The sequence below is a fragment of the Bradyrhizobium sp. MOS001 genome (genome assembly GCF_004634465.1).
GTDB classification, from domain to species: Bacteria; Pseudomonadota; Alphaproteobacteria; order Rhizobiales; family Xanthobacteraceae; genus Bradyrhizobium; species Bradyrhizobium barranii.
On the sequence record NZ_SPVJ01000027.1, the window covers coordinates 61874 to 85294 of the forward strand.

The following is a 23421-nucleotide window of genomic DNA, read 5'->3' on the forward strand; positions in this document are numbered from 1 at the left end:
GTTATCTGCGCTTGAGCACGAGCCCTCGAAAGCCGGCTCGAATGGGCAAGGACGCCCGTGTCCTGGGGGCCCGACTTCGTCGCGCTCTACAATGACGCCTACGCCCCGGGCATCGGCGCCAATCATCCCCGCGCCCTCGGTCGCCCCGCGATCGAAAACTGGGGCGAGCTGTGGGACGATCTCGAACCGCTGCTATCAGGCGTGCGCCGAACCAGAAAGACATTCGCCGCCAAGGATCGACCGTTCTACGTCGAGCGCCACGGCTACGGCGAAACCAGCTACTGGGACGTCTCCTACTCGGCCGTGCGGGACGATGACGGCTCGGTCGGCGGAGTGCTTTGCATCGTGTCCGAGACGACGGAGCGCGTGCTGGGCGAGACGCGGCTGCGGGCGAGCGAAGCGCGATACAGGGAGCTGACCACGACCCTCGAGCAGCGCGTCGCCGAACGCACCGCCGAGCGTCATTTGCTGGCGACGATCGTGGAAACCACCGACGGACAGATCCAGGCGCTCGATCTCGATTATCGCTGGCTGGCGATCAACACGTCCTGCGCCGATGCCTATCAGCGCATCTACGGCAAGCGGCCGCAGATCGGCGATTCCCTGCAGCAGTTCCTGGCCGACCGGCCCGAGCATCTCGCGGCGGCAACCGCGATCTGGAGCCGGGCGCTGGCCGGCGAAGCCTTCACCAACATCGATGAGTTCGGCGATCCCCGGTTCGACCGCCGCGTCTACGAGATGAAGTTCGAGGCGCTCCGCGCTCCGGACGGCACGCGGATCGGCGCGTTCCTGACCGGGGTCGACGTGACGGATCGCCTGGAGGAGCAGGCGCGGCTCGCGCAGGCCGAGGAAGCGCTCCGCCAGGCCCAGAAGATGGAGGCCATGGGCCAGCTCACGGGCGGCGTCGCGCACGACTTCAACAATCTGCTCACGCCGATCGTCGGCCTGCTCGACCTGTTTCAGCGCAAGGGCATCGGCGGCGAGCGCGAGCATCGCCTCATCGCCGGCGCAGCACAGGCGGCCGAGCGCGCCAAGACGCTGGTTCAGCGCCTGCTCGCTTTCGCGCGCCGGCAACCGCTTCAGGCCATTCCCGTCAACATTGGTCTCCTCGTTGCCGAGATGGGCGACCTGATCTCGAGCACGACCGGGCCGCAGATCCAGGTGACGGTGGACACGCCGGAAGACCTTCCCGCGGCCATGGCCGATCCCAACCAGATCGAGATGGCGATCCTGAACCTCAGCGTGAACGCCAGGGATGCCATGCCCGGCGGCGGCAAGCTGCGCATCTCGGCGAAGGCCCGGACGATTGGAGACTCTCACAATTCGGAATTGGCACCGGGCGCCTATGTCTGCATCTCCGTCGCCGATACCGGCATCGGCATGGACGAGTTCACACTGGCCCACGCCGTCGAACCGTTCTTCTCGACCAAGGGCGTCGGGCGAGGCACCGGTCTTGGCCTCTCGATGGTCCACGGCCTTGCGTCACAGCTCGGCGGCGCGCTGACGATCAGGAGCGCCATGGGGGCTGGGACGACGGTCGAGCTGTGGCTGCCGGTCAGCCACGCCGTCGCGAGCGCCATTGATGCCGTCCCGCAATCAAAACTGCGGCCACAGCCCGTCGGCACGGCTCTGCTGGTGGATGACGAACCGCTGGTGCGCATGAGCACCGCCGAGATGCTGGGCGAGCTCGGCTACAACGTCGTCGAAGCCGCCTCGGCGGAGGACGCGCTTCAGCGCGTCAGGGAAGGCCTGCGGCCGAACCTGCTCGTCACCGACCATTTGATGCCCGGCATGAGCGGAACAGACCTCGGCCTCGCGCTGCGCAATCAATATCCCGAGCTCCAGATCCTCGTCGTGTCAGGCTACGCCAACAACGAGGGCATCACGCCGGACCTGTCGCTGCTGACGAAGCCGTTCCGAAGCGATGAGCTGGCGGCGAGCCTGGCGGGCTTGGCGAAGGCGGGGCGGTAGGCGACGCAAGCGGGCGAGCAGCTCGCATGAGCGAAAGCGACATGCCGGTGCGATGATGTGTATCGGCGATCACGCCGTGATTATCGATGCGCGGGCGACTGTACCCCAGTCCGATCGGAGGAGCCTGGCCTAGCCGACGAACCTCCTCAACCCCAGCCGCATCTACTTCAACGCCAGACTCTGGGCGTGAACTGAGAAGACCGAGGTGGAGGCCGCCGGTTCACGCTGGCGGGCTCGCTACGTTCTGAGAGCGTCAACCGCGTGGGCGACGAGAACGCCGATGCTGAGTACGATCAGGCAAATAATCGCCGCTTGAAATAACATCGGAGTAAATCCCGTGGGCCAGGGTCGGCTTTTATAAGCCCTCACATTCCGCCAGCATTTGGCCACCCAGAAGGCGCTTCGGTGTCCGCCTCGTTACAAGTATGCAAGGTTCATTGGCCTTGCGCGACGACGTCTCACTCCTTCAAAGCGGTGCGAGAATCTACCAGACGATCAGCAGCACAACGATTACTGACATGGCGTAGATAGTCCTGCGGCCGATCCGGTTCATTCAAGAACCTCATATTCAAACGCCACGCCCTCGGGATCGTTCTCCCCGAACCATGTCTCTGCGGCTCCATCTGGCGCGACATCGGCGCCCGCCTGCCGCAGGCGGCGCAGATGAAACGGGGCTCGATATCCGAAAGCCGTACGTCATCCGGCCAGCGGTCCGCATTCAAGGACACGCAATGGCAATTGTTACGTTTACCTACAAGCGGTTCCGAGCCTGAATAGCATGAGCGCTTTTCGCGCCAGGTAGCATCAATAAACGCCCCAGCGTCTGGCAAGGGCTTTTACTGGCGGTATTCCCCTCGCGCCGCCAGTATATTCACCTCCATCCATCCACGGAGATCGATATGCATCGTGTCGCTCCGATGCTGACGTTACTCACTGCCGCTGTATTCCTTGCTTTTTTGGAGCCAGTCCGAGCTGCCGAGGCGGATCGATACTGCCTGCGAGGTCGCAATTGGGGCTTTCCGGGCAATTGTCAGTTCGCCACCCGCTCGCAATGCCTGGCTGCTGCTTCTGGCACGAACGCATATTGCGGCATCAACCCGCGCTATGCCGCTCCGCGGCGGCGCTAATCACCGCTCGGAGCTATTCGGCGGCACGGCATGGCAGAAGCAGTCAATCAAGGGAAGGCCCCCGATGCGAAAGCTTGCACTGTTCGTCATCCTGCTCTCGTTCGCAGGAATGGTCCCTTCCAGCGAATCATTTGCTCAGAGTGCGCTTCGAGGTGCCGTCATCGGTGGTGCTGTTGGTGGTCGCCGCGGCGCTGCCATAGGGGCGACGGCCGGAGCCATCGCGGGCGCCCACCGGCGACATCAACATTGGCATCGATATTATTGGAGGAACGGCAACTGCTGGTACCGCTCGACCAGCGGAAGGTCGCACCGCGTGTCGCATCGGTACTGCCGTTGAGCCTTCGCGTAGCGGGCCGTGCGACTGGCCTACAGGAAAGATCGAGAACGGCAACTCAATAAGGGGATCGCAATGTTCTTCGCTCAGGAAGGATTCACATATCGAAATTTTCTGATGGATATAATTGCTGTATTCGCATTTGTCGTTTGGTTCTGGCTGCTCATTGTCATCTATGGCGACCTGTTCAGGCGCCACGACATTTCCGGATGGGGTAAGGCACTGTGGGTGCTTGCACTTGTTCTGACCTCCTACCTCGGCATCTTTGCTTACCTCATCACCCAAGGCAGGGGGATGGCGGAACGCAGCGCTGAGCAGGCTCAGCGGGCGCGCGAGGAATTACGGCACATCGTCGGCTTTAGTGTCGCCGACGAGCTTTCCAAGCTCGATCAGCTCAAAAAATCGGGATCTATAACAGATACCGAGTACGGGCGCCTTCGCACCAAGCTGGTCTCCTAACCATCGGTGAGGGAAGCGGGGAGGCCCATGATGTTCGCAAAGCCTTTTGGCACCGTTGGAGCTCTTATTGCTGGCTTTGCAATTGCGTGGACTGAAAGCGCGCATGCGGAAATATTCATAACAACCGCCACCATATCGCAGGGCGAGTTGGTCATCGTCGGAAGAGTAAGACGGCCCCGCGAGTCCAGCGTGGAAATCAAGATCAGTCCGAGCAAAACCGTGAAAGTCGAGAGCACTTCGACCGGAGGATTTCGGTGGATTGGACCGGAGTTTCCATCGACTTGTATCGTAAAGATCACGTCCGGACCGGATACGAGAGACGTGGTGATACAGAATTGCGGCCTCCCCGGGCCAGCGGGTCCTCCAGGGCCGGCCGGACCTGCGGGCCCGATCGGACCGCCCGGGCCCAAAGGGAATTAGAAGGCAGACTTCGTCTTGCGGGTTTGCAGGTTGCCCACCGGATCGCTCTCGCATCAACCATCGAGGTGCGCGGGCGACTGTGCCCAGTCCGATCGGAGGAGGCTGGCCTAGCCGACGAGCCTCCTCAACCCCCAGCCGCCCCTACTTCAACGCCAGGCTGCTGCAATACGCCGAGGTCTCGCCCGATCGCCAGCCGGTGACCCGTCCGGCTTCCTTGCACTCGTCGTAAGTCTTGAAGTTGCCGACGTTCCGGCACGTGAAGGAGTACACGCCGCCCGAAGCGTTGCAGCCGACCCAGGGCTGATTTCCCGTCTTGAAGCTCGATTGGCAACCGCCGGCACAGCTGCTCGTTTCGCGTTCGAGCTTGGCGAGCCTCGCGGCATCCGACATCGGCGCCGCCACGGCCGTCGATGTGGCTGGCGATGTCCGATACCCGGTGCTGCGGATGGCCACGTGATGCGTTGGCTTGTGCGGCCTCGCCACCTGTCTCGGCGCGTCGACCGTGATGCTGGGAAGCTGAGTCTCGGTGGGCGTCGGTTGAGACATTGCCGTGCCGCTCAGGCCGCACAGCAACAGTGCAATCGATGGGAATGTGACAGCGGGACGCGCAACGAAGCGTGACGACAACGTCATGGCCATGTCCTTCCAGATGCGGAGGGACAGTCCATTCCATCCCCCGAGACGAGGATATCACGCGCCGATTGAAGTTGCATCGCCGAACCCTGCAACTTGATTCGGCCGCTCTCGTCATCCGCCCGTGGTGATCAACCACTGGAAGAACGTCATCAGAACGGCGACCGCGATGGCGACGACGATGAGGTTTGGCTCCTGGAGCGGGCGGAAATCATCGTTGCATTCCGCCTTGAAGCGGGCGCAGCCATGAATGAGCATCGTCAGCAGCACCGCGCCCGCTAAACCAAAGTTCGCGCTCAGCCACGGTGGCGTTCCTGGAATAGGCCGGAGAAATTGGCGTCAGCGGATGCCGGAGAACGAGGGCAAACACCAGGATGGTGCCCAGGGGCGGAATCGAACCACCGACACTGCGATTTTCAGGCTCATTTTTCATAAATAAAATCAGCAAGATAGGCAATCTGGGCTGTCTAATCGGCCCACCGAGATCAATGAGTTACCTCGGATTCGTCTAACCATCCGGCCCGCCTGCTTCGTCACGTGACGGGCAACTAGCTGGAAGCTTTCCCAAACCGCGTAAAATCGCCCAAGAGCAACGAAGAAGGCGGCTTACTACGATACCAGCCACCTTTTCACGCCAAGCCCCTTCTCAGAGCGTTATTGTTCGTCGATTTCCTTATTCAGCTCTTCAACACCCGTCATAACGATCCGCTCGTTCTCGTCCTCGTCCGACGGCTTTGCGTAGAATTTTACCCGTGCCAGCTCTGCCACTTGCGTCCGCGCAGCTTTGGCCGTCTTTGCGTCGCGCTCTGGCTGCGTTTGTACCTGGCGCGAAAGCTCGATGGACATGGCCTCCATCGCCGCCTGACGGTCCACAATGCACATTTTTTCGAGAAGCGTGGGGAAGTCGTTTGGGCCTATGTCCACCTCAACCTCGGTCTCGCCGTTATTATTGCCCGAGATGGAAAACTTGATGCGGATCACTCCGGCCGCATCCATCCTCAGTCTGTCAACCGTCTCATACCAGCGGCGCGCAGTCGCCCCGCCTCTGCGGGCCTGGCTATCGGTAAGTGCCGTCAAATGGACCTCCCTCGGTTAAAACCATGGGCAAATGGGGTTCCGCTTGGTGAAAACAAGAGCCACTATGCACACCGACTTCTTCAGCGGCTCCCCCCAGTGCTAAAATGTTGGTAGGGCAAGGACAAATAGCAGCCGCATCTTCCATGCGTCGCGTCAACTGGACTGGACCTCAGGCAAAGAGACAGGACCCGGCGCTCTATTTGAGTGCTGCGCCCTGCGCTGTCCTGACTTCGATCCCGCTCTTAATCTTTTTCGCCTTTATGGCGGAGATGATCGTCTGCATCATGTCCTTCTCCGCCACTGGATTGTAGGTCAGAGCCCAGCCATGATCGCCAAGATGCGACGGTACGTCGAGCACGAACCCATGGTTGGCACCTTGGTACTCGATCATCTGCACCGGAACTGATCGTTTCTTTTTTGTCAGTTCTCGACACCACTCTGGATTATTTGCGTCGTCCTTGTCGCCCATAAAAATCAAAACCGGACCGGTATAAAGGGCGGAATGCTGCAAAGACGGACTACAGCCTGGAGCAATTGCGAATGCCGCCGCAAAACGGTGCGGATGATCAGACTCTTGTGTCGTCATCGACACCAGTGCCGTCGTGCCCCCGTTACTGTAGCCCATGATATAAACTTCATTGAACTTGGTGAGCTTCTTCTCGATTAGGTAGTCGAGAGCGGAGTAGGCGTCGTCAGAACGACGCCTCCCCCAGTGCAAGTCCGACAAGCCGCAACTGTTATCCACGTAACGTGTGGTGTAGCTGTCTAGCACCAGCGCGCCGAAGCCTTCCTTGTTGATCGCGTTGGCAACGCGAGCCGTCCACTCTTTCTCTGTCGTGCTCATGCCATCACAACCATGCATGACGATCACGAATGGCACCGGCCCCTTCGCTTCCTTCGGCGAATAAATGAAGGCATTCAACTCGCCGTCCTTCTGCACGTCGCCGAACTCTTGGGGCGTGCCATTCTTGAAGTTTTTACTGAAGCCGCTGTCGTATGGATTGTCCTTCGACCAGTGCTTGCTCGAATTGTGAGCGTAATCGCCGTTCCACGTGATCTTGACTTCGGCCGGTTCGGCCTGTGCCGCGTCGAAAGATAGAACAAGAAGTATTGTAAGAAAGCGCATTTGCATTCTCACTGTTAAGACCACCGCGTGATCCGCACGTCAGGCCGGATCGTTCGCAGAATGCTCAGAAATTGATCGCGTTTGAATTTGGAGCGGAACATCAAGCGCCGTGCACCGAAATCTCCCGACAAATTCACATGGTAGTGGTGCACCGTTTTGTATTTTGGATTCTTTTCGCCCAGGCTCGCCAAAACATCGACGCCGCGCTTGTTAATGGTCTGGGCGTTGGCATCGTTGATACCGGACAATGGCAATCCTAGCCGCCACGCAAAATAGGGGTAAGAGAGCCGATCACCCGGGACGTTAAAGTGGGTGCCCATGAGGTGAGACGTTAACGCCAAACCAAAAGCTATCGGTACGACAACAAGTCCTATCGTTCCAAACGTTGGCGAGAGCGTGCCAGCGAGACCGACAAAGACAATTGAGGCATTGAAGGCGATCAAGACTGGAGTGGTGCAGACCTTCAACCAATCGACTATTCGATTTGACTCTACGGGAATCTGATCAATATCGTCTTCGATATCCTCCCTAACTAGTCCGGCTGTCGCCTTATGCCCCCCAACCTCGGCGGGCTCGTCGCTTCGGCGTATGTCGTGTTGCACCGCTTGGCCAATCGGCAAAGGCGGAGGAGCGCTGGCGGTAGTTCGCGCTTGCTGCTTTTGTGAAGGCGGAGAGCGCCTGGCTCTGATCAGCAGATAGATTGACCCAACAAAGCCGATAAGTGTGGCGGCCAGACCTAAACGGGCCTGCAAGTCGGAATTCTCCACACCTGCGATAACGCACACGATCATGGCCGCAAAGACGGACACGGAAGTACCGGCGAAGACTAGGAGCAAAGACAGAACAAGAAAGAATGGGGTGGAAACACGCTGAAGGAAGCTTTGCTGATAAGAGCTTTCGGCGCTGGACATTGTGCGATCCTTTCGATGCTTGGCGCGCCCGCACAGGTTGATACGAATATGGACTATAATCCCTAGAGACTATATGCCCGATGGTGCTCGATCCTGCAATGCAGGACTGGCGCGCGGTGTTGGGGAGTAATGTTCGGAGGATCCGTCAGCAACGACGGATGACACAGGAGAAGTTGGCCTTCGAAGCCGAGATCGACTTGACCTATATGGGCGGGATCGAGCGAGGCAAACGCAACCCCAGCCTGTTGGTCATGGCCCGTATCGCTGAGGCGCTTTCCGTACCTTTGTCGAAACTTCTTTCTGACTAGCGGTGGTGCGTTGGTCCGCCCAGCAGTCGCCTAATATTCTTCCGCCAGCATGAGCGTGATCACTCGCTGGGTGACGGTGGGATCGGCTGGGTCGGGTGAACCGAACTCGAAATTCGCATCGAAATACTCGATCTTGAAGATAATGGACGAGTCCTCAAATTCGAACATGCCGAAATCATGCTCGCCGTGCGGATCGTTAGCTATACAGAAGTCGTCAAACGTCCCTATAGCCGTCACGAGACGCTGAACGGCCTCTGGTCCGAGGGCGGCAATGCCAGGCGTCATGAACGCCTTGCCGCCCGTGAGAGTGGTTCGAAGCTGATCATTGAGCGCACGAATCCGTTCAACCGACATGGTTGCTTTCTCCGGTGATGTTGGGGGAATGCCGGAATCTGTCCGGCTCGTGGGTAGGGGGGCCCGGGCCGCAGTCCGAGCCAATTTGGGATCGAGGGCGGGTAGAATCAGGCGAGGCCGGGGTTGACCAACGCGACCGTGTTGATGTGCCTGATGAACTTCGGCAGCTTGGGTGCGTCGCGATAGCGCAAGGTCAGAATTTCTGCGTCCCTCGCTATAACTACCGCTTCCCACCAGCCATCATCGGGCGACTCATGGGCCAGAACCATGTGGCCGACGGCTATTTCCTCCCAACTGCGCGGTAAGCCGGACGTTACCGGCGAGATACATCTTACCTCGCCGGTCGCGGCTTCCGTTTTCCCGTTTGTCTGAGCGTTGTCGGACGCCTGCCCTGGAGCATTGTGTTTTTCAGCAGCAGGCTCTCCGTCTGGAAGCGGTCCGGCCGCTTCCAGTATCTTGTCGTAGAGTTCACGCCTGATGTTCGGGACGAACAGCTTGACGACCTTGCCGCCGCCATAGACTCGTCCCACCGGCAGCTTCATGCCCAATGCTGACACTGCTTCCGGTTGGTCGATCAGTACCCGGCAATTCATGTCCATGGCCGCCGATACGATGCTGTCCTTTAGCTCGGCGAACCGAGCGCCGCGCGGCTTGCCATTGGCGTCGAGTCCTAGGACGTAGACCTGATCAACCTTTGCCGGTGCGGCCTTCCCAGTTTTCTTGCCCATCTACTAGCTCCCAGAAATGCAGAAGGGAGCCGACAGGCTCCCTCAATCTGCGATTGAATGGTGATTTTAGTCCAAGAAGTGCTCAGGGTAATTCAGGTAATCCCGGAAGTATCTCCAAGTCTAAAATCAGCTAAGTCGTGAATCGACCTTGCTTGCACAGTATACGCTAATAAATGGTCGAGAACAAGCACCTGCAAATACAGTAAATATATGAAATTACATCGATTTTAGCGATTTTCGACCGCAGATTCGAAACAGGTAGCAGTAGCTGATTTGGCACGCCTCGCGGTCGTCAATTCGGTTGCCGTTGCACAGGTCGAGACCGTCCGCGGCGCAATATCGCCAGATGGCGTGCTGGACAAAACGCGGGAAAAACTCTGGAAAGCTCGGATTAAAGGAGCGAGCATCAATCCGCTCCGCGGCACGTCGGATGATTTCGGCACAGCCGCCTTCCGCGTAGCAGGCTGCGCCGTACCGATGGGGAATACCGCATTTTTCCGAAATGCCGGTCCTGTGCAAGAAATTGTGGACCAGCGTATCAATGACCAGCATGGCCTTTCCGGTCTCGAACCAAACGGGCCTGTGGTTGCGCGCGCCTATCATCAGCCAGGACAGCGCATTGGTCAGGACCTTGTCGGCCACACCGAAAACCTCTCGGAGCGGGCCGATCAGGGCTTCCTGTCTGGCAGCCTCCAGATCGGCGTCAGACAACCCTGTGGTGGCTTCCAATTGGCTATCGATCCAGCCGATGAGATCGCCCCCAGCGATGTCCCGGACGAATAGAAAGAGGCTGTAGGCGGTCTGATTAAGCCGCCCGTTCCGGAGGTGTGGACGAGGTACTGGACAGGCATCGATATGATCGGGCTCGGCACAGGTGAAGCTCCCCTTGTCGTACCGGCAGCCCCTGTAGTCCCAGAAGTTTTGGAGCTTTGGACAGGAGGGCGAATTTGGAAGGCTTGCCTCCATTTTGGACCAGGACGCGGTCCCGTGCTTCTCCATGTAGCTCCGGGCGACCTGGTCGGAGATACCCTGAAAGCTGAACGCCGTTAGGAGCCAATCGAAAATCGGCGGCGTATTGCCCGACGCGACAGCTTGATCCAGGCCCGCGTGACGAAACTCGTCGTCGATCTCATCGAGCAACGATAGCGATCCAGCGACTGTACAGACGGCGCGGATCAAAGCGTTGGCGTGCTTGTGTGGTTCAAGAAGGTCGGTACACGGAGCAGTCAGCTTTGCCGCCATCTTCCGGGACGGTTGTAGGTTAGGCGAGCGGGGCACTAGATCAGGGATACCAACCTCCGCTGGGCGTCACTGTCGCCATCGATGTACCCCTGCGTCGTCTGGATCGAGCGATGCCCTGCAAGCAACTGAACATCCCGCAAGGAGCCACCGGCTTTATGCACGAGCCGGGCCGCACGCGTGATGAATGTTCGGCGACCCGAATGTGAGGAGCAGCCCTTCAAATCGAGCGCTTTGAATGCGCGGTGAAACCAGACAACGATGCTAAGTGGCGTCATTGCCCCACCTTGCTGTGACCGAATGACCGGCCCTTGACTTACGCCTAGCTGCTGCGCTGCTGCGAGCGCTTCTCGTAGGTCGGCGTGCAGCGGAATCGACCTCCCGCTGCCTTTCTTTGCGATTTTGTCTTGAAGCTCGATGGTGCTGCCGACTTCGCCGCTCGGTCCGAGCACCATTTCCCAAGTTAATTTGGCTATTTCTGCCGCGCGAAGACCAGCCTTTACCGAGAGTAGTACGATCAGGCGGTTGCGTAGCGGATGGCGAGAGCGCTCGGCGAAAAAGAGGAGATCGTCGATATGATCGGTCGAAAGCGTCTTAGCTTGTTTGCCTGCCATGTCACTCAGAATGAATATCTCTTGATTCTAGAATGTTTTCTTCAACGCGCAACGGAAATTTCGCGACGCGATTATCGGTAAGGTTTCTATGAAAAGCTTATCGTTTGCGGCCGACTTATCTGCCTGAGCTGGCAGAAGCGCGCCCTCGATCAAGTGTGGTAAAAAGTGATCGAATTAGCCTATCGAGAGTTAGCTGCGCCGCGCCGCCCAATCTGCCTCGCTGTTGCAATGAAAAATGACGAGAGCTCCGCATGAATGCTGATCGTCACCACGCCGTCGCCTCTATCCTGTTTGATTACGTAAAAAGCCCTACCCTGAGGCACCTGCGCGATCCACACAGCGTTCACAAGGTCTCGCGCGAAATTGTGAAAGCGCTGGATGGCGCAAGCTCCGTGTGGAAGAAGTGGGAGAGCCAACGGGAAGAGGTCGCACAAGCTGCGGCTCCATGCTGGATACCCGTCGAGGACCTCCAAGCGTTTCTGAATACGTTACCCGGCCCGCCGCTGACGAAAACCGATGTTGAGCAGCGTCTGCGTGCTCTTTGGGAAGAGCCACATACAAATTATCCCAAGGACGAACTTAAGGACGGTTGCGTTGCGCTGTATCAGTCAGAAAAGGAAGACGGTACCGAGATGCGCGCAATCATTGGAGCGCTGCAGCAGTACATCGAGTGCGAGGAAGAGAGGCTTAGGTACGAGCAGGAACAAAACTATCGGCGCTGGAGAGAGGAAGAACGAGTCAAGCTGGAACAGCGGTTTCTCTTGGGAGCCGATTGTGGGTGGACACAAATCGAGAGGTCCGAAGCGCTCTATTGTCGCCGCAATGGCCGTGCGTTCCGCATCGCACGGAGTAAGGACAAGCGCTGGACCCTATATCGTATTGAAGAGATTGGCGACAGGGGCGAGTTGCTCGGCAACTATCAAGGTCGCGGTGATGCAAACAAGGCGCTGAAGAAGATTGCTTACGCCCCAGAACCGCAACGGTGATTGAACAGGAGCTAGTTTGCTAAATGGAGCGGTGACGAACGAGGATACATTCGAACGCGTCCGCTCTTTAGGTAAGGATGGCCATGCACCACAAGAGCACCGTGCCAAAGCTTTGAAGACAAGAACGGATCACGTATCCACGGCCTCGGCTTTGGATTGAGTGACAAGTGGCACGCCTGGCGTTATTCGGGAATGAACCAAGAACCCGGCGTCCTCGTGAAAATAAGCAGGGCAGGAGCATGGTCAGAGGATAGGACAGAGGGCGACGGGTTCAATCTGCGAGAAAGTGCCGTCGCGTTAGCCCTCAACCGTGGCGGCGTGTTATTGCTTTCTTGAGAAAAAACACGCGATAAGGGCAGTTAAACTCGATCTCGACGAGTGCGTTGAGACAGAAGTTGTGGAATGACGTTGAGGACTGTGATGGCTGAAACCTCAATCGAGTGGACCGACGCAACTTGGAACCCAGTCGCAGGATGCACTATCCTGACGGCGGGCTGCACGAACTGCTATGCCATGCGTATGGCGGCCCGGCTGGACGCGATGGGCACCAAGAAATATCGCGGACTGACCAGAAAAAGCGGGAAGAGAGCGGTTTGGACGGGCAAGATTCGCCTCGACGAAAATGCCCTCAACATCCCGCATTCGTGGTCAAGGCCACGAAAAGTCTTTGTCAACTCGATGTCCGACCTCTTTCATGACGACGTGCCGATGGACTTCATAGCGAAGGTCTGGTCGGTGATGAAGCAAACGCCGCATCATACCTACCAAATACTCACAAAGCGCCCTGAGCGAATGGCCGAGGTCTTGGCTGCGGCCCCTTTTGAAGTTCTGCCCAACGTTTGGCTTGGCACCAGCATCGAGGATGGTCGAGTGCTGCATCGGTTGGACGCAATCCGTCGGGTACCAACAGTGATTAGGTTTGTTTCGCTGGAGCCTCTGATCGGGTCCGTGGCCTCGGGCGACCTGACCGGCATTCACTGGGCTATCGTGGGGGGAGAAAGTGGTCCGCGCGCTCGCGAAATGAAGCCTATTTGGGTCGATGAGATCGAGGCGATGTGCCGCCGATCCGGTACTGCATTCTTCTTCAAGCAGTGGGGCGGAAAGAACAAGAAGGCCGCCGGGCGCACGTTGAACGGGCGGACCTATGACGAGATGCCCGCCGTGATAGCTTGATCTCACCGATACTTCTTGAAAATGTCGTCGATGATCTTTTTGGCCACGGGCTTCTGTGAAGCAAAAAACAAATAATAGACGACGGCGTTCATGCTGTTCTTCATGGGCAGAGGGTCCGGGACAAACTGAAAGCCCGCCACCTTACGAAGTCTCTCCTGAAATGCAGCTACGATAGCGTCGTTTCCTTGCTTAACGATGGGCGTGCCGAAGAAGTCGCCCTGCGGGTGCTCGACATAAGCGGCAGTTCTCCAAGAACCGTCTCCCCAAAACCGGTTCATGCGGTCAATGCCGTCTTGAGGGACAGTGCCGGGATTGCGCCAAATCGCATTCCTGTTCATGTCCATCACAGGAAAATTAAGGAACATATCGACTGCGCGCGACTGGCCCGCCATCTCCATGGCTTGCCACTCAAGATGCAGTCCATAAGGGTCGAACAGGCAAAGAGCACGATTGTAGTTTTCGTACTTGATCGTTGGGAGCAACGTTTGTGTGAGATAGTACGATGCGTCGCCTGTTTCGATATGAACATCCCCCCGCACGCCGCAAAGCGCCTTCAAGTGTGCCGTTTTCTTCTCGTTCATGTCGATGAAATAGAAGCCGTCGAACGGCGGGGCAATCTTTAAGGCGCGAGCGGGGCTGCCGTCGATTTGACTTCCGCTGCTTTTCGAGATGTGAGCGCCAGCACCACTGAAGGCATCTACGTAGAATTTCTTAAGTCGAGGATAGCGTGAAAAAACGCCCGTATAGGCAGCGCCATACTTCTCGACGATCTCAAGTTTAATTTCGGACCAGATGTTTACCTCGTCGAACTTAAACGGCGGCGCATCGGTCATTGTCACCTAAGCCTCTTGCAAGGGATACGTTGCGCACAAGCTATCGCAGGTTGCGGGTGGGCGGAAGCTGTCCTCACGACAAGGCGACGGCGTGAGGCCCTAGGAAACCGGCCGAGTTCTATATTCGAGCGCAGAGTGTCAAATCTTTTGAGCAAGATACTCGAAGTGACGCGCTCGTGCAGGTGCAAAGAATTGTCGATACTCAGCTTCCGAATAGACGTATGACTTGTCGTTGTTGCAGTAGTAACAAATGAGCGCGCAGTTTTCCGGCGAGTAGTCCAAATTAGGGTTTTTACGTTCAAGCTCAAGACAAGGGCCGCGCTTGCCATTGCGCTTCACTTTTCTCGTTCTGAGCAAATCCGCGTTGATTAGCCTATTGATGCGGTCAATCGATGTCTCGCAGTAGGCGCAGCGACCATCTTGCTCGTCAAACTTCCTAATCCACCAGTCAACCAGTTCGGTTGAGCTAGAGAACCCACCCAACGTTCCATGCTTTGTGCGAGAATACAGCCTCTTCACCCGAATGCGTTCGCGTGCGCGATAATTTTCGTTTCGATAGGAATGGCCTGCGTCAATTTGATAGTTCACGTCGCTCTCCTCCCAGATTGCGAATCCATGTTCGCAACCACGATGACGCGTCCGCAATTGTTGTCAAATAACTCGAATAAAGTCTGTTGAGCTATGAATGGCCCTACCACTACAGGAGGGCGCTCTCAAATTACTCCGAGCAGCTTCTTGTCGCAGTTCTCAATGCCGCCTTGAACGATGTGCAAAGCTGTCATCTATCGATTGCACTCTCAGCTCACCGTAGGTGTCGGCTCAATGAGGCGATGAGGGCCAGGACTAACGGTCTGCGCGTCGGCGGCGAGTTGCAGCGTGCGCAGCAACGGGAGATTCGGCGGGACCGCGCCACTTGAGGGAGACTTGCCGGTGAGACCGCTAAATATCTCATGTATGAGGTCCCGCGTGTGCAACAGGCGTCCGCCGCCAAGTTGCGATACGTCTTTGTTCGGAAATTGAAGAACCGCGACAGAATCGAGCTTGTCGGCGTCAACGCTTAGCCCGACGAAGACCTCACTAATGAATTTTCGCCCCCGCGCAAATTTGTCGCTGAACCGTTGCTCACGCTTTTCCTTAGAATCAGCATCTAGGGAGCACTCAACATGAATCAGGTGATCGCGTCCCAGGTGTATTCCGACCACGTCTAGTTCACCCTCAAAACCACCCTTGGGTCGTCGTCCTACTAGGACCGAATTACGAACAAAATATCCGTTATATTGAAGCCATTCCGATACTAGTTGCTCCAGGTGGTTCATTCCCGCACCAATCATGTTCTCATTTGGCTGTTAATTAGACGGGGCCTCAGGCAGCGTTCTCATCCTCAGCGTCTGGCGGAAGCGTTGCTTCTGCTTCAAGAACGGCCTTAATGTCCAACAGGTGAATTTTGCTCAGATATATCGTCACGTCTCTCTGCGCGAGAACAACGTCAAGCTCATTACCGGTCAGAGTCTCCACCATGTCGCAGATAATCGCCTTCGACCCATTAGCATGCCGGTACATGGCCGAGTGATTTGGGCAAAGCGCGAGATAGTTCTGGAAGTGCCGCTTTCTTAGTTCCGGCAAGAACTCCACCGTCTCAAAGAATTCGGTACCGTCGTCCAATTTGAACGGCAGCGGACCTTTGCACACCTGGCAAGTCATCTCACCGTCTGGGTTGCGATAGTGCTGGCGCAGGTATTGTTCCGCCTCGACCTTTACCTCTTCCCTACCGACAGACACCGAGCGGTCGCGGATTTCGCTCTCTTTATCGGGAGCGTTCATGGCTTCCTCAATCACATTGCGCGTGCGTACCTGAGGGTTAGCGACGCCTCGATCCGGAATGGCCGCTCTAGCGGCGTGATCACGCTCTGCGAAGAATTGTTCTTGCTCTTCCACGGGTAGGGCGGCAAAACGCTTTGCGCGCTCCAGCTCGGCAGCATCCGCAAAGCCTGCTCTCTTAGCTAGGTTGTCCTTCCTGTCTTCTTCCGCTGTTCGGTGATATGCGTCATAGCCAAATTCGATTGCACTTATGCCCTTATTGCCCGAGTCAAAAGGAAACCCTTCCGGCAACAATTCGCGCGATGCCGCTCCCGGACCAACAAACGCGCCATTGCCTTGTGGAACCCATTTGGCAACCCGAAGCTCATGCACCAGGCGCGAGGCCGCAGTATTCGTACCTCCCGATAAGTTACGACGATAGGCAGCCTTCCAATAATTGGACTCGGCAGGAAGCGATGTGATCGTTCGCCAGATTAAACGCGAAAGCTCAAGGGATGGCGTCTTCAAGAGTTTCTGGATGTGCGGAATGTAATAGTCCCGATCAATCGGCGACGTGTGTCTGTCACCGCCGACCGAACTCAGATGCGCCCACTCTGGATTTTGTCGGCAATATCCCTGCTCAATTTTCAGTTGCACCGTAGCGCCTACGGCTTCAGCAAATGCTGCGATCCGCTTTATCGAGATTGCACAGTCCTTATAGCGTGCGTGAAGCGCAACGCAGTCGGCGTCTTCTCCGATACTGGTGTAATAGGCGGAGAGATCGGTTTGTTTATAGGGCTCATCGAGATAGACGCCATTTGGCGTATGCCAATCGTCGTCCTCGCCTTGAAAGATGAAGTAAGGTGCGAACAGCTTTGCCGTTTCTGGCTGCTTCTCCGTGAGGGCAACAAAGCGCTTCAAATCCCGTAGATATGTCTTGTCATTCGGAATTATCGCTTCTTTCGTGTAGCGGTCTTTCAAGATGAGTTCGACTTCCTCGGCCTCGCCCAATTCGCGCACGCCGAGGTCGGAAAGAAATTTTCTCGCCTTCTCTTGCTGGGATTTCGATCTGCCGGACGCATAGACCCGCGAGTCCACTGTGGAGATGTCGTCGCCTGTGTGATCGTTTGCAAAGAAACAGTTCGCGGGAACACTGAAAGTGCCGTCGTGCAAGCGCACGATCTTCATATTCTTGAGCCTGTGTATACCAGACTCAAGCGTCTCGTCATGCAACAGCGCATAGAATTGTTGCAGCCACTCGGCCTTCCTCTGGCCCAGCCACCGCATGAACTCATCATCAGGCTGCTGCGCAAAGTAACCCCAGCCGGTATTCGCTCTCTTTCCCAAGGTCTCGACAAACTCGTCAAGGCCATATTCTTCTATCTCCAGACCGTCGAGGAAGTTGTCGATGCGGCTGTTCTTCTGCGTCACTCCGACAGCCCACAGCGGTGGGTCGTCTTCGTACTCGACGAGAAATTCAATGTCCTCCTTCGACAGAAGGCTTTTGAGAGACGCCTTCGCTTGAACCAGGCGATTGGCTGCCGCATGATCGCGCTCGTGAGTGGGCGTCAAGGGGCGAGATTTCATCTCCTCAATGATCGCGCTGCGGATTAGCTGATAGCGAGGAGGAATCTGGTCCTGCGGATTTGGCAGGACCGCCAAGAATTCAGGCGTTAAGAGGCCGAGGTCTCTGATCTTGGAGAGCGATTGCGCGCAAAGCCCGGCGAGCTGCTGGAACAGCGGCTCGTTCGCTGCCGTCTCCTTGATGCTCGCGCGGCTCAATTCCGGAACAAACGGGCCATGAAGATGGAACAGCAGGCCGGAGGTTTCCTTGGCAGCGGTAAAGAAGACTGCGACGCGGCCCTGCGTCGCGGGGACGATTTTCAGTTGCGCCGCCAATGGTTGGCTTGGCTCGAACTGGCGGACGCCTGCCAGAAAGTCCAGCGGGAAGGCGACCGCAACACATTGCGTGCCAAGGTCGGGAACGGCTTGGTCGAACTTCAGAAAGTGAGAACTCGAAGTAGTCCGGCCTCCGCCTTGCTTTATTATCTCGAAGTGCGATTCCGTATGCATGTGCCGCAGCACTTCGCCAGATTCGCCATTGCCGACCCGCCATTTGATCGCTTGAAGGTTGGTCAGGAACAAGAGCGTGGTCTCGTCCAGGTCATTGAGACCCGCCGCAATCTCAGCGTACGCCTCTTTCGGCGGCTTGCTCGGGTTGTCGAAGGGGAAGTGGAAGCGGGTCAGGCTCCCAATAGAAGGATCGGGTGCAATCGGCTCGGGAAGGATCAGCTTAACGATTCGAAAAGAAAATTCACCGGAGCGGACGGTCGGTGACTGCGTATAGACAAACACGGATTTGAAGCCGACGCCGAACTTTCCGATCCGGTCCTGAGCTGTTTTCTTTTTGCTGTTATTTATGCCCGTGATCGCCGATACGTCATCTTCGGTGAAAGTGCGGCTCCCGTCGTGCTCGCAGACGAGGCAATCCGTCATAAGCGTGAACGTAACTGCCGTCGCCCCAGCATCCTCCGCGTTCTGAAGAAGTTCGTAAACGAAATGAGCGCGATCCGGGTAGAAATCCTCGAAGATATCGAGATTGATTTCATCCTTGTTAGCATCCATGCCTTCGATAAACTTGCGGCGTCTCTCGATCAGACCGTCAATGAAACGCATAGGAATTCCCCTTCGTCCTAATCGACCTGACCAATAATTCGACCCACATCGGTTCGCAGGCTGCCCTCTGCTCTTTGTAAGGTCTTCAGCAGGGCACCGCGGTTTTCCCACACCTTACGATGCGCCCTTTCCTCAGCAACATCTAAATCAAACAGCTTTTGAGTGTTCGTATCGATTGCATCCAAATGCTGCGCAAAGCGACCGGAGAGAATGTAAGAATATAGCTCGCCCTGCTTTTTATCGCGCTCCATGTTGCTCAGCCCCAAGGTGTGGGTTTGCACGACGTGCTCACGCAGGATCTCTGCGACAGCCGTCACCCGGGCAGGATTTGCCAGAATGACCCCTTCTCTAACGTCGAGTTGCTTAGAATCGGATGGAAACTTTAACAGCGACAAAATTGCATGTTGTGCTCCCTCGGCGATCTTGTCTTGGCAAAGCTTGGTCGCGTACTCCGCCTTCCAGGCCGCGCGTTTCTTTGAATCGTAGACAATCTTGCCGCAGACTTTTCCGTTTTCGATCACCTCATGGATGATATCCGCGCCCGGTGTTCCCTTTGGAACGCGGCGAATCCGATCCCCCTCGAACGCGCTCTTCAGAATTTCAAACAGTTCCAGCTCACCACCTTCCCCAACTACGTCAGCTCGCTCCTTCTCAAGTTGGCGCTGAAGAGCCTGAACGGTTGTTTGCAGCTTTTGCCGCTCGTCGAAAGTCTTTGTTTGCTCGGCACGAACCGCGGTCTCCTTGTCCTTCTCATAAGCTTCGCGCTGTTCTTGCAAGCGCTCGTTCAAAACGGTTTCGTGACTCTCCCTTGCCGCTTTCGCCTCATGCTCGGCTGAAAGTCTGGCGGTTTCGGCGACCGCAATTCGATCTTGAGCAACAGCTTCGATCTCCAACTTAGTCTGTTCGACGAGCGCAATGCGTTCCTGCGCAGCCGATATTGCGCGGGTGTGAGCCTGTGTCAGCTCATCAATCCTTTGATCGGTGGTGGATCGAAGTTCGGCGTTGGCAGCCGTCAGCAAATCGATCTGCTGCTGTGCGGCTTGGCGTGCCATTCTTGCGGCATCCTCACGAGCGGCCTGCTCGCGAGCGGTCGCCTGTGCCCTCAAAGCGTCGAGCGCACCTGCACTCTCGCGCCTTACCTTTTCAAGGTCGCCCTGCGCGTTCGCTTCAAATTGAGCCCGCTCATTCGCGAATTGCTCCCGCAACCTTAAGCTCACCGCCTCTGAAGCCGCGCGTTCTCGCGCATCCATGCGTTCTCGAACCTGATCGGCTTTGTCATTTGAAATCGGCTGGTCGCAGACCGGGCACTGCAGACCGGCGAGATGAAGATGAGGGGGAGAGAAGCTCGGAATAGCGCGCTGTGTATCCATGCGGTCCTCCTGAAAGCCAGGGCGGCGCTCCAATGGCCGCCTCTGATACCTTAAGCCAATTTCCTCAATTTTCCATAATTTTCCCGTTTCGTCAATTGGTGGTGGATATTTCCTCAATTTTCCTTTATTCTCAGAGGGAAGGTAGGTATTTGAGGCTCATGCCGGAAAGTATTCTCACCATCCGCGAAGTCGCGGACCTGCTGAAGATCAACGAAAAGACGGTCTACAGGCTGGCCGCCGACGCCAAGATTCCTGGCTTCAAAATCGGAGGGTCCTGGCGCTTTGATCGCGCGACCATAGCCAAGTGGATCGAGGAGGGGTCGGTCGTGAGCGCCGCGCCCACGCCTAACGAGGCGCAGCCAACCGCCAAGCCGAAAGCGGAAACACCGGTACGGGCGACGCTCGCCTCGGCTTGTTATTCCCCACAGCAAGCCACGTTTTTTGCGCACCGAATCACGCTAGAAGGCACCGGCGAGGATGCCCTCGCGCAATCGCTTTCCACCGCCCGCGTGGACATGAACCCGCATCAGGTGGACGCTGCCCTGTTCGCGCTGGCGTCGCCCTTGTCAAAGGGTGTGTTGCTCGCCGATGAAGTCGGCCTCGGCAAGACCATCGAGGCGAGCCTTGTCATCGCACAGAAGTGGGCAGAGCGTCGCCGCCGCATCTTGTTGATTGTCCCGGCTTCGCTGCGAAAGCAATGGAGCCAGGAGCTTTACGACAAATTCTCGCTCCCTTCAGTCATCGTTGAGCGCAAGAGCTACGCCGACGCGCGTAAGAAGGGCATCGCCAAGCCTTTCGAGCAGGGCGAGAACATCATCATCACGTCCTATGAGTTCGCGGCGCTAAAGGCCCACGATGTCAGGCACGGCGGCTGGAGCCTTGTCGTTTTCGACGAGGCCCACCGCCTTCGCAACGTCTACAAGAAAGACGGCGCTACTCGGGCCAAGGCGCTGCGCGACGCGACGCGCCCCTTTTTCAAAATTTTGCTCACGGCCACACCGCTGCAAAACTCCCTCATGGAACTCTACGGCCTTGTTTCTGTGCTCGACGAGCATCACTTCGGCGACGAGGACTCCTTCCGCGGCCAATTCGTCAGCGGTTCGGGTTCAAAGAACGGCCTTGTCTTCCTGCGCAAGCGGTTAGAACCTATCTGCAAACGCACCTTGCGCCGTCAGGTGCAGCAGGCTGGTCTTATCCGCTACACCGAGCGCAGCCCGCTCACGATGGAATACGAACCGTCGGAAGCCGAGCACAGGCTCTACAACGACGTATCCGCCTATCTGCAAAGCAAGGACTCCTTCGCCTTCGGCAACAAGCCGAACCAGCTTGTCACGATGGTGGTGCGCAAGATTTTGGGATCTTCGACGTTCGCCATCGCCGATACACTGGCCAAGATCATCGAACGCCTCAAGCTGATGCAGCCGCCGATCATCGAAACGGTCGCCGACTACGACGTTGCGGACGAAGAAGCGGAAGAACTTGAGGATACCGAGAACGACGACGCTCAGAACGAACCGCCGATTGACCTGGAAAAGCTCAAAGCCGAACTCGCCGAACTTGAGGAATACCGTAAGCTGGCACTTTCCATTGGCGACAACCGGAAGGGCGCGGAGCTTATCAAGGCGCTGCCGAGCGTGTTCGACGCCATCGTCGCCAAGGGCGGACAGCGCAAGGCCGTGATCTTCACCGAGTCCGTGCGCACGCAGTACTACTTGGCGGAATTGCTCGCCGCCAGCGGCTACAGGGATGACATCGTTCTTCTCAACGGGTCGAACAGCGATGCGCAGAGCAAAGCCATCTATCAGGACTGGCTGACACGGCACAAAGGTACGGACGCTGTATCGGGATCGAAGACGGCGGATATGAAAGCTGCCATCGTAGAGGCGTTCCGCGATAGCAAGAGTATCCTGATTGCCACCGAATCCGGTGCGGAAGGCATCAATCTTCAATTCTGCTCGCTGGTCGTTAATTTCGATTTGCCGTGGAACCCGCAGCGTGTAGAGCAGCGCATCGGACGCTGCCACCGCTACGGCCAGAAGATCGACGTGACCGTCGTCAATTTCCTGAATCTCAAGAATCACGCCGAGCAGCGCATCCACCAGCTTCTGGACCTCAAGTTCAACCTGTTCAAGGGCGTCTTCGGCGCAAGCGACGAAGTGTTGGGCGTGATCGAGCGCGGCGTGGACATCGAGCGCCGCATCTTTCAAATCGTCCAAAATTCCCGCAGCGAAACTGAGATCGACGCCGCTTTCGATAAGCTGCAAGAGGAGCTTCAAGCCCAGATCAACGAGCAAATCCTTGATGCCCGCGAACGGCTTCTCGAAAAGGTGGACGAACAGGTCATCGACCGCCTGAAAGTACGCAAGGACGCTATCGACCGCCGCCTTTCCGATTTCGATAAGCAGCTTCTCTACGTCGCGCGGGCTGAGATTCCAGACGCCCGCTTCCATATCGACGATGAACGTCGCTTCGACTATCGCGGCGAAACCTACACGACAGAATGGCCGCTCGCCGACGAAAAAGGATGGAAATTCTTCCGCCTTCAAGAAGGCACGCTGGCGACAGATGTCGTCGGCAGGGCAAAAGAACGCCGTTTCGATGCGCCCTCATGCCTACGCTTTGACCTGGCCGCCTATTCGGGCGGAAGGTTGGCGGACGTAGAGGATTTGCGCGGCAAGACCGGATGGGCGCGCGTTGCCAAACTCAACATCAGGACGCCTGCGGTCACGCGCGAACAGCTTGTCGTTGCCGTTGTCACCGACGACGGCAGCACCGTCCATCCCGAAACCGTCGAGCGCCTGTTCCGCGTCCCGGCGCAGAATGAGCCGGTGACGGTAGACGCGCCCGCAGCGGACCTGCAACGCCGCGAGGTTGAGCGGAAGAAAAACCTACTGGACGAGGCCGAAAAGCAGAACGCCGAATGGCTGGATGTCGAAAGCGAAAATCTCGACAATTACGCCGAAGACCTGGAACGTTCCTTCGAGGCTGAAATCAAGTCCGCGGAAGCGGAGATCAAGGAATCGAAGAAAGCTCTTCGTGGTTCCAATCTGCCCATGGCCGAGAAAGTCGCCGAAAAGCGCCGTATCGGCAGTCTTGAGGCCAAGCGGGACAAACTCAAGCGCGAGTTCTTCGACCGTCGCGAGAAAATCCGCGCCGAGGTCGACGCTATGCTCGATAAGATTCAGGAGAGCCTGAAACTCGAACCGACCATGACCGATCTGTTCACGATTCGATGGGAGGTCGCGTAATGGCCGATATAACGACACAAAGCCACAAGCGTCAGGG

At 57.1% G+C, this 23421-nt stretch carries 21 protein-coding genes; 7 read left to right on the plus strand and 14 right to left on the minus strand.

What is annotated here, in order from left to right:
* Positions 1 to 57 precede the first annotated feature (57 nt).
* The 3 genes from CT676_RS27475 (at position 58) to CT676_RS27490 (ending at position 3891) form a co-directional block, all read left to right on the plus strand.
* Positions 58 to 1971, plus strand: coding sequence for an ATP-binding protein (locus CT676_RS27475; protein ID WP_244623280.1), 1914 nt, complete (start codon positions 58 to 60; stop codon positions 1969 to 1971).
* A gap of 899 nt (positions 1972 to 2870) precedes the next feature.
* Positions 2871 to 3098 (plus strand): DUF3551 domain-containing protein, encoded by a 228-nt coding sequence (locus CT676_RS27480; RefSeq protein WP_084795314.1) that lies wholly within the window; start codon positions 2871 to 2873, stop codon positions 3096 to 3098.
* A 409-nt stretch (positions 3099 to 3507) separates the two neighbouring features.
* Entirely contained in the window at positions 3508 to 3891 is a 384-nt protein-coding gene (locus CT676_RS27490) for a PLDc N-terminal domain-containing protein (protein ID WP_028147401.1), read from the plus strand.
* Between the two features lie 561 nt (positions 3892 to 4452).
* Here the strand turns inward: CT676_RS27490 and CT676_RS27500 are convergent.
* From CT676_RS27500 to CT676_RS27515, 5 genes are all read right to left on the minus strand, one after another.
* Positions 4453 to 4950 carry a hypothetical protein gene (locus tag CT676_RS27500; protein WP_244623282.1) on the minus strand — a complete coding sequence of 166 codons (498 nt, stop codon included), beginning with the start codon at positions 4948 to 4950 and terminating at the stop codon, positions 4453 to 4455.
* A gap of 108 nt (positions 4951 to 5058) precedes the next feature.
* Complete coding sequence (locus CT676_RS44330; RefSeq protein ID WP_155794856.1) at positions 5059 to 5214, minus strand: hypothetical protein; 156 nt, start codon at positions 5212 to 5214, stop codon at positions 5059 to 5061.
* Positions 5215 to 5598: 384 nt separating this feature from the next.
* A complete protein-coding gene (locus CT676_RS27505) occupies positions 5599 to 6021 on the minus strand; it encodes a hypothetical protein (protein WP_135215756.1) in 423 nt (140 codons plus the stop codon).
* Between the two features lie 196 nt (positions 6022 to 6217).
* Entirely contained in the window at positions 6218 to 7147 is a 930-nt protein-coding gene (locus CT676_RS27510) for a dienelactone hydrolase family protein (RefSeq protein WP_167768179.1), read from the minus strand.
* Positions 7148 to 7161: 14 nt separating this feature from the next.
* Complete coding sequence (locus CT676_RS27515) at positions 7162 to 8058, minus strand: hypothetical protein (protein WP_135215758.1); 897 nt, start codon at positions 8056 to 8058, stop codon at positions 7162 to 7164.
* Positions 8059 to 8138: 80 nt separating this feature from the next.
* Here CT676_RS27515 and CT676_RS27520 point away from each other — a divergent pair, with 80 nt between their 5' ends.
* Complete coding sequence (locus CT676_RS27520) at positions 8139 to 8366, plus strand: helix-turn-helix domain-containing protein (protein ID WP_193560912.1); 228 nt, start codon at positions 8139 to 8141, stop codon at positions 8364 to 8366.
* 30 nt (positions 8367 to 8396) lie between these two features.
* On the opposite strand, the gene CT676_RS27525 is transcribed toward CT676_RS27520, so the two are convergent.
* From CT676_RS27525 to CT676_RS27540, 4 genes are all read right to left on the minus strand, one after another.
* Positions 8397 to 8720 (minus strand): DUF3768 domain-containing protein, encoded by a 324-nt coding sequence (locus CT676_RS27525; RefSeq protein WP_135215759.1) that lies wholly within the window; start codon positions 8718 to 8720, stop codon positions 8397 to 8399.
* Positions 8721 to 8827: 107 nt separating this feature from the next.
* Entirely contained in the window at positions 8828 to 9448 is a 621-nt protein-coding gene (locus CT676_RS27530; RefSeq protein ID WP_135215760.1) for a hypothetical protein, read from the minus strand.
* Positions 9449 to 9664: 216 nt separating this feature from the next.
* Positions 9665 to 10588, minus strand: a complete 924-nt coding sequence (locus CT676_RS44775; protein ID WP_244623284.1) for a hypothetical protein — start codon at positions 10586 to 10588, stop codon at positions 9665 to 9667.
* A gap of 137 nt (positions 10589 to 10725) precedes the next feature.
* The gene (locus CT676_RS27540) at positions 10726 to 11301 is read right to left on the minus strand and encodes a site-specific integrase (protein WP_135215762.1); all 576 of its coding nucleotides are present in this window, start codon (positions 11299 to 11301) and stop codon (positions 10726 to 10728) included.
* A gap of 251 nt (positions 11302 to 11552) precedes the next feature.
* Here CT676_RS27540 and CT676_RS27545 point away from each other — a divergent pair, with 251 nt between their 5' ends.
* Both CT676_RS27545 and CT676_RS27550 read left to right on the plus strand, forming a co-directional pair.
* Positions 11553 to 12287 (plus strand): hypothetical protein, encoded by a 735-nt coding sequence (locus CT676_RS27545; protein ID WP_135215763.1) that lies wholly within the window; start codon positions 11553 to 11555, stop codon positions 12285 to 12287.
* A 420-nt stretch (positions 12288 to 12707) separates the two neighbouring features.
* Positions 12708 to 13460 (plus strand): DUF5131 family protein, encoded by a 753-nt coding sequence (locus CT676_RS27550; RefSeq protein WP_135215764.1) that lies wholly within the window; start codon positions 12708 to 12710, stop codon positions 13458 to 13460.
* A 2-nt stretch (positions 13461 to 13462) separates the two neighbouring features.
* Here CT676_RS27550 and CT676_RS27555 read toward each other — a convergent pair whose 3' ends face one another.
* The 5 genes from CT676_RS27555 to CT676_RS27575 all read right to left on the minus strand — a co-directional run bounded on the left by CT676_RS27555 (position 13463) and on the right by CT676_RS27575 (position 20136).
* A complete protein-coding gene (locus CT676_RS27555; RefSeq protein WP_244623286.1) occupies positions 13463 to 14293 on the minus strand; it encodes a three-Cys-motif partner protein TcmP in 831 nt (276 codons plus the stop codon).
* Positions 14294 to 14431: 138 nt separating this feature from the next.
* On the minus strand, positions 14432 to 14881 hold the full coding sequence (locus CT676_RS27560; protein WP_135215766.1) for a hypothetical protein: 450 nt from the start codon (positions 14879 to 14881) through the stop codon (positions 14432 to 14434).
* 209 nt (positions 14882 to 15090) lie between these two features.
* Entirely contained in the window at positions 15091 to 15624 is a 534-nt protein-coding gene (locus CT676_RS27565) for a hypothetical protein (RefSeq protein ID WP_205124612.1), read from the minus strand.
* A gap of 31 nt (positions 15625 to 15655) precedes the next feature.
* Positions 15656 to 18766: a hypothetical protein gene (locus tag CT676_RS27570; RefSeq protein WP_135215768.1), complete on the minus strand. Its 3111-nt coding sequence runs from the start codon at positions 18764 to 18766 to the stop codon at positions 15656 to 15658.
* Between the two features lie 17 nt (positions 18767 to 18783).
* Complete coding sequence (locus CT676_RS27575) at positions 18784 to 20136, minus strand: hypothetical protein (RefSeq protein ID WP_135215769.1); 1353 nt, start codon at positions 20134 to 20136, stop codon at positions 18784 to 18786.
* A 32-nt stretch (positions 20137 to 20168) separates the two neighbouring features.
* On the opposite strand from CT676_RS27575, the gene CT676_RS27580 reads away from it, so the two are divergent.
* The gene (locus CT676_RS27580) at positions 20169 to 23384 is read left to right on the plus strand and encodes an SNF2-related protein (RefSeq protein ID WP_135215770.1); all 3216 of its coding nucleotides are present in this window, start codon (positions 20169 to 20171) and stop codon (positions 23382 to 23384) included.
* The last annotated feature ends 37 nt before the right edge of the window (positions 23385 to 23421 follow it).

What these genes read in the sequence shown, in the direction of transcription:
- CT676_RS27480 (WP_084795314.1), top strand. Translation starts at nt 2,871, where the DNA reads ATGCATCGTGTCGCTCCGATGCTGACGTTACTCACTGCCGCTGTATTC.
- CT676_RS27490 (WP_028147401.1), top strand. Translation starts at nt 3,508, where the DNA reads ATGTTCTTCGCTCAGGAAGGATTCACATATCGAAATTTTCTGATGGAT.
- CT676_RS27500 (WP_244623282.1), bottom strand. Translation starts at nt 4,950, where the DNA reads ATGGCCATGACGTTGTCGTCACGCTTCGTTGCGCGTCCCGCTGTCACA.
- CT676_RS27510 (WP_167768179.1), bottom strand. Translation starts at nt 7,147, where the DNA reads ATGCGCTTTCTTACAATACTTCTTGTTCTATCTTTCGACGCGGCACAG.
- CT676_RS27515 (WP_135215758.1), bottom strand. Translation starts at nt 8,058, where the DNA reads ATGTCCAGCGCCGAAAGCTCTTATCAGCAAAGCTTCCTTCAGCGTGTT.
- CT676_RS27520 (WP_193560912.1), top strand. Translation starts at nt 8,139, where the DNA reads ATGGTGCTCGATCCTGCAATGCAGGACTGGCGCGCGGTGTTGGGGAGT.
- CT676_RS27525 (WP_135215759.1), bottom strand. Translation starts at nt 8,720, where the DNA reads ATGTCGGTTGAACGGATTCGTGCGCTCAATGATCAGCTTCGAACCACT.
- CT676_RS27530 (WP_135215760.1), bottom strand. Translation starts at nt 9,448, where the DNA reads ATGGGCAAGAAAACTGGGAAGGCCGCACCGGCAAAGGTTGATCAGGTC.
- CT676_RS27540 (WP_135215762.1), bottom strand. Translation starts at nt 11,301, where the DNA reads ATGGCAGGCAAACAAGCTAAGACGCTTTCGACCGATCATATCGACGAT.
- CT676_RS27545 (WP_135215763.1), top strand. Translation starts at nt 11,553, where the DNA reads ATGAATGCTGATCGTCACCACGCCGTCGCCTCTATCCTGTTTGATTAC.
- CT676_RS27550 (WP_135215764.1), top strand. Translation starts at nt 12,708, where the DNA reads ATGGCTGAAACCTCAATCGAGTGGACCGACGCAACTTGGAACCCAGTC.
- CT676_RS27555 (WP_244623286.1), bottom strand. Translation starts at nt 14,293, where the DNA reads ATGACCGATGCGCCGCCGTTTAAGTTCGACGAGGTAAACATCTGGTCC.
- CT676_RS27565 (WP_205124612.1), bottom strand. Translation starts at nt 15,624, where the DNA reads ATGATTGGTGCGGGAATGAACCACCTGGAGCAACTAGTATCGGAATGG.
- CT676_RS27570 (WP_135215768.1), bottom strand. Translation starts at nt 18,766, where the DNA reads ATGCGTTTCATTGACGGTCTGATCGAGAGACGCCGCAAGTTTATCGAA.
- CT676_RS27575 (WP_135215769.1), bottom strand. Translation starts at nt 20,136, where the DNA reads ATGGATACACAGCGCGCTATTCCGAGCTTCTCTCCCCCTCATCTTCAT.
- CT676_RS27580 (WP_135215770.1), top strand. Translation starts at nt 20,169, where the DNA reads ATGGCCGCCTCTGATACCTTAAGCCAATTTCCTCAATTTTCCATAATT.